This is a genomic window from Phytoactinopolyspora endophytica (assembly GCF_004138495.1).
GTDB classification, from domain to species: domain Bacteria; phylum Actinomycetota; class Actinomycetes; order Jiangellales; family Jiangellaceae; genus Phytoactinopolyspora; species Phytoactinopolyspora endophytica.
Genome location: NZ_ML142871.1, coordinates 66,575 through 71,741 on the forward strand (window position 1 = coordinate 66,575; position 5,167 = coordinate 71,741).

Genomic DNA, 5,167 nt, shown 5'->3' on the forward strand with positions numbered 1-5,167 from the left:
CCGATCCCGTGTGGTCACAGGGTGCCCTCCTTGACAAGGTGAGTGAACACTAACCATAGTAGTGGTTAGTAAGTATTCACTCACCACGGGCGCGCCGATCAGACTCGCGCGCCACCTCAACGGAGGAATCATGAGACTCGCCGTATTCGGAGCTTCCGGCCGTACTGGTCGCCACGTCGTGCAGCAGGCGCTGTCCCGCGGACACGCTGTGACCGCCTTGGTGCGAGACCCGACGAAGCTCGAGGACCTGCGGCACGAACAGGTGACGGTCATCCAGACGGACATCATGGATGCGGCCGGCCTGGCTCCACACCTCAGCGGTCATGACGCCGTCGTGTCGGCCTTGGGGCCGCCGGAAAGCGGGCCCACCAGCGTATGCACCGACGGAACTCACGCGATCGTGCATGCGATGCAGGACGCAGCCGTCCGGCGTGTGGTCACCGTCAGCATGGCCGCGGCACATACGGCCGGCGACGGCCCGTTCACCCGATTCGTCGTCAAGCCGATGCTGGGGCGGCTGTTGCGCCACGCCGTCGCCGATGCCCTCGGCATGGAGAAGGCCCTGGCCCAGAGCGGGCTGGATTACACCACGGTCCGCCCGCCCATGCTCACCGACAAGCCGCTGAGCGGTTCATACCGGACCCGAACCGACCTCAACGTAGCCCGCGGATACCGCATTCCCCGTGCCGACGTCGCGCACGCCGTGCTCGAAGCCGTCGAGAACCCGGTCACAGCCGGAACCGCCGTGGCAGTCGCCACCTAGCGGCTCACTCACCCGCGCTGGGCGCCGACGACGGGAACCTCAACTGCTTCGCGCCAACTCCCGTGCGGCGACCAGACGGAAGCTCCGGGGCGGGCGGCCGGTCACGCGCTCGACGGCGTCAGTAATGCGATTCTCCGCCCCCTCGGCGATGGCCCGGTCCATGCCGGCCAGCATCGCGGCGAACTCCACCGGCACCAGTGCCGTCAGGCGGTCACGCACCTGCTCGTATGCCAGATGGTGGTGGACGACGGGCCGGCCTGTGACCTCGGTGACGATCGCGGCGACATCGTCGTAACTGAGCGCCTCCGGCCCAGTGAGGACCAGATCGGTATTGGGCGCATAGTCGTCGATCAGGGTACGCACGGCGACGGAGGCGATGTCCTCGGCATCGACAAAACCCACGCGGCCGCCGCCGGCCGCGGTCAGGATGGTGCCGTCCTCACGGATGCTGACGGCGTGGGCGTGTGTGCCGGTGAAGTTCTGCATGAACCACGATGGCCGCAGTACCGCCCACTGGTCGAACAGGCTGGAAAGAGCCTCATGCACCACTCCCACAGCCGTGCCCCCCTCGAGGATGGCCGAGGAGCTCAGTAGCACCGCGCGGTGCACACCGGCGGCGCGGGCCTGCTCCAGAAAGGGCAACATGACAGCAGCCGGGTTCGGGTCACCCACGGGCGGGATGAGGTAGACGCGACCGACATCATCGAGAGCGGCGCTGAACGTGGATGAGTCGTACCAGTCGAATCGGACCGAATCCGTGCCCGGAATCGGGGCGGCGCGGCGGCTGGCAGCCTTGACGCGGTGACCCGACGCGATGAGTTGCGCAGCGGTGCGGCTCCCAGTGGTGCCGGTGGCTCCGATGACCAGGACGGTGTTGATGGCGGTCATCGGGTGTTCCCGATGAAGTCGACGCCGGGTTCTTGGACGGCAAGAGGGTTCCAGTAGTCGCGGTAGGAGGTGATGCGCCCGTCCTGAACGGACACGACGGCGATGTAAGTCATGTCGAATGGGCGGCCGGTCTGCACCAACCGGCCCGTGCCGCGCATCTCGACCACGATGGTCTCGGGGTCCGTTGTCTGGTGGATCTGCACGTCAGCAAACTCATGCAGGTCGATGTGGTCGGGGTAGTCGCGCATGTAGCCGGCTATCGCCTCCCTGCCCTCCAGCCGCCCGGGCCACCCCGGTGGGGCGAAGGGGAACTCCATGATGCCGTCGTCGGCCCACAGGCCGACCCAGGCGGACATGTTCTTGTCCAGCAGCAGCTGCAGGCTGTGGCGGTACAGATCTGTCGGCGAGGTACGTGCGGGCATGAGTCTCTCCATTCCGGTACGATTCGGACCGAGGGTCCGTTTCGATGTCAATAATACGGACCGCTAGTCCGTTTCACAAAATGGAGGAATGGCATGTCCGAGCGCAAACCACGCAAGGACGCTGCCCGCAACCGGGCGGCCGTGCTTGCGGCTGCCGACGAACTCTTCGCCCGCCGCACGAGCCCAGAGGACGAAGTCACCATGGCCGACATCGCGGCAGCAGCCGGCGTTGGCAAGGGAACACTCTTCCGCGCCTTCGGTGACCGCACTGGGCTCATCCATGCCCTGTACGAAGCACGAGTGGAACCGATCCGGAACGCCGTCGAAGAGGGCCCGCCACCGCTTGGGCCCGCCACCCCACCACTTCAGCGCCTACCTGCGCTGCTCGACGCCATCCTGTGCTTCAAACTCGACAACCGCCACCTCGCGCTGGCCCTGGAGGGAACCGGGAGCGACAGTCCATACCAAGCAGGGCACTACGACCGATGGCACGCCCTGCTTCAAGCCGTGCTGGAGCAGATTCCTGGTCTCACCGACAGCGATTTCACGGCCCATGTACTGCTCGCCGCCACCCGGGCCGACCTCGTCGAACATCTCGTTGGCCAGCGGCGCCTGCCCCCAGAGGGATTGCGGGCACAACTGGCGAGCTTCACCACCAAAGTCTTGGGCTCGCCCGCACTACCAGGATCGCCCGCCGAGCAGATCCACAGCTAGAGCAGCAGTGTCCCCGGTGCCCGCACCGGGGACACTAGGCATCCGCATCGATGACGGTGAGCTCACGCGGGCGCAGGTTCAGCCGCTCGACGCCGTCCTCGGTGGCCACCACGATGTCTTCGATCCGGGCACCGTACCTGCCCGGGACGTAGAAGCCGGGCTCGATCGAGAACGCCATGCCCGGCTCGATCGGGCGGGTGTTTCCAGCGACGATGTAGGGGTCTTCGTGCGTCTCCAGCCCGATTCCGTGCCCCGTGCGATGAATGAAGTACTCCCCCAGCCCCGCTTCGTGCAGTACGTCCCGTGCCGCAGCGTCGACAGACTCCGCACTCGCTCCGGGCCGGACCTGCGCGACGGCCGCCTCCTGCGCCTGCTTCAGCGCACCGTACTCGGTGACGAAACCGGCGGGCGGCTCCCCCACCACATATGTCCGCGTCTCGTCCGAACAGTATCCGGCCGCCGTCGTACCACCGATGTCGACGACGACCGGGTCACCGGCCCGGATGATCCGCTCGCCGGTCTCGTGGTGCGGGCTCGCGCCGTTCGGTCCGGAGGCGACGATGACGAAGTCGGCGCTCACGTGGCCCTCCGCGATGATCGCGTCGGCGATGTCGCGGCCCACCTCATGTTCGGTGCGCCCGGCCTTGAGCCACTCCGGCATCCGGGCGTGCACCCGGTCGATGGCCCGTGCGGCCGCCCGCAACGCGTCGAGCTCGTCGGCATCCTTGCGGATCCGCAGCTCAGACAGCGCTGCGCCCGCGAGGACCTGCTCGGCGTCCGGCATCGCGGCACGGAAGCGAAGCACCTTCTCCGCCCACATGTGATCGTCCAGCCCCACCCGGCGAACATCGGCCAGGGTGTGCGCGACCAGCCCGAACGGATCGTCCGTCTCGCTCCACGGCAGGATCCGCAGGTCCAGCCCGCCCGCGGGCGACGCCTGGGCCGCGGGCTCCTCCAGCCCGGGCACCACGAGCACCGCCTCGCCATCGGTAGGCAGCACCAGACAGGTGAGCCGTTCCAACGGGAGAGCGGCGTAACCCGTGAGGTATCGAAGGTCGGAGCCGGGCGTGATGAGCAGGGCATCGATCCCTGCCGATGCCGCCGCGGTGCGTGCCTGGGCGAGCCGGTTGTTGAAGGCGTCGGACATAGACCGAGCTTAGGAGAGAGTGTTCTGTCCTCCCCACTCGGCTCCTGTTCGTGGCAAGCTAGCCGGTGTGAACCGGCTCATGCTTCTCGACACCGCGTCGTTGTACTTCCGCGCCTTCTTCGGCATCCCGGAGAAGATCACCGCCCCGGACGGCACACCGGTCAACGCCGTCCGAGGGCTGCTCGACTTCATCGGCCGGCTGGTCGCCGACTACCGGCCGGACCAGCTCGTGGCATGTCTCGACGCCGACTGGCGGCCCGCGTTCCGCGTCGAGCTGCTGCCGTCGTACAAAGCACACCGGCTGGCCGACGCGGCCACCGGCGCGGAGACGATCCCGCCGGCCCTCGAGGCCCAGGTTCCGGTGATCATCGAGGTTCTGGACGCGCTCGGCATCGCCAACGTGGGCGTCGCCGGGTTCGAGGCCGACGATGTGATCGGCACTCTGGCGGTGGCCGCCGACGGACCGGTGGACGTCGTCACCGGCGACCGTGACCTCTTCCAGCTGGTGAACGACGAACGCGCCGTCCGGATCCTCTACACCGCCCGCGGCGTCGGCAAGCACGAGGTGATCGACGAGTCCGTGGTGACCGCCAAGTACGGCATCCCGGGCTCCGCCTACGCCGACTTCGCCACCCTGCGCGGCGATCCCAGCGACGGCCTGCCCGGCGTGGCAGGGGTCGGCGACAAGACGGCGGCGACCCTGGTCAACCGTTTCGGCGACATCAAGAACCTGGTCGCCGCGGCGCACGACCCGGCGTCCGACCTCTCGCCGACGGTGCGGCGCAAGCTCCTCGACGCCGGCGACTACCTCAGCGTCGCCGGCGACGTGGTCGCGGTCCGTCTGGATGTGCCGCTCCCGGAGATGGATGCCCGGCTGCCATCGGCACCAGCCGATCCTGGGAGGCTCGAAAGCCTCACCGAGCGCTGGGGCCTCGGCGGATCGGTCAGCCGGGTTCTGACAGCCCTCGACGCGGGGCGCTAGGCGAGACAGCCGCCGCTAAACGAGACGACGTCCGCTAAGCGATCATGTCGTAGGCGACGACGCCGCGGCGTAGCGAGCCGACCGCGAGATGCGCGGTCTTGCGCAGGTCGGCGTCGGTGGCCGCGTCGCCGATCTGGTCCAGTAGGTCCAGCAGCTGCCGTATCGCCCGGACGAAGTCACCCGCCGCGAGGCCCGCCTCGTTCAGTACGGCCTCGAGGCGGTGCCCACTCGCCCAGCGCCATGCCGCTGAG

General features: G+C 68.1%; 7 protein-coding genes. 3 read left to right on the top strand and 4 right to left on the bottom strand.

The window, feature by feature from the left end; all coding sequences use genetic code 11:
* The first annotated feature begins 130 nt into the window (after nucleotides 1-130).
* A complete protein-coding gene (locus ELR45_RS30370) occupies nucleotides 131-763 on the top strand; it encodes an NAD(P)-dependent oxidoreductase (RefSeq protein ID WP_129669629.1) in 633 nt (210 codons plus the stop codon).
* 39 nt (nucleotides 764-802) lie between these two features.
* Here ELR45_RS30370 and ELR45_RS30375 read toward each other — a convergent pair whose 3' ends face one another.
* Both ELR45_RS30375 and ELR45_RS30380 read right to left on the bottom strand, forming a co-directional pair.
* Complete coding sequence (locus ELR45_RS30375) at nucleotides 803-1,651, bottom strand: NAD(P)H-binding protein (protein WP_129669630.1); 849 nt, start codon at nucleotides 1,649-1,651, stop codon at nucleotides 803-805.
* Nucleotides 1,648-2,073, bottom strand: coding sequence for a nuclear transport factor 2 family protein (locus tag ELR45_RS30380; protein ID WP_129669631.1), 426 nt, complete (start codon nucleotides 2,071-2,073; stop codon nucleotides 1,648-1,650). Before ELR45_RS30380 ends, ELR45_RS30375 begins: the two co-directional genes overlap by 4 nt.
* Nucleotides 2,074-2,166: 93 nt before the next feature.
* On the opposite strand from ELR45_RS30380, the gene ELR45_RS30385 reads away from it, so the two are divergent.
* Nucleotides 2,167-2,787, top strand: coding sequence for a TetR/AcrR family transcriptional regulator (locus ELR45_RS30385; protein ID WP_129669632.1), 621 nt, complete (start codon nucleotides 2,167-2,169; stop codon nucleotides 2,785-2,787).
* 34 nt (nucleotides 2,788-2,821) lie between these two features.
* Here the strand turns inward: ELR45_RS30385 and ELR45_RS30390 are convergent, their stop codons facing one another.
* The gene (locus ELR45_RS30390; RefSeq protein WP_129669633.1) at nucleotides 2,822-3,934 is read right to left on the bottom strand and encodes a M24 family metallopeptidase; all 1,113 of its coding nucleotides are present in this window, start codon (nucleotides 3,932-3,934) and stop codon (nucleotides 2,822-2,824) included.
* A gap of 79 nt (nucleotides 3,935-4,013) precedes the next feature.
* Between ELR45_RS30390 and ELR45_RS30395 the strand changes: the two genes are divergently transcribed.
* Nucleotides 4,014-4,916 (top strand): 5'-3' exonuclease, encoded by a 903-nt coding sequence (locus tag ELR45_RS30395; protein ID WP_129669670.1) that lies wholly within the window; start codon nucleotides 4,014-4,016, stop codon nucleotides 4,914-4,916.
* A 34-nt stretch (nucleotides 4,917-4,950) separates the two neighbouring features.
* Here the strand turns inward: ELR45_RS30395 and ELR45_RS41720 are convergent.
* Nucleotides 4,951-5,167 (bottom strand): hypothetical protein (locus ELR45_RS41720; protein ID WP_240760249.1); only part of this gene is annotated, 217 nt, incomplete at its 5' end.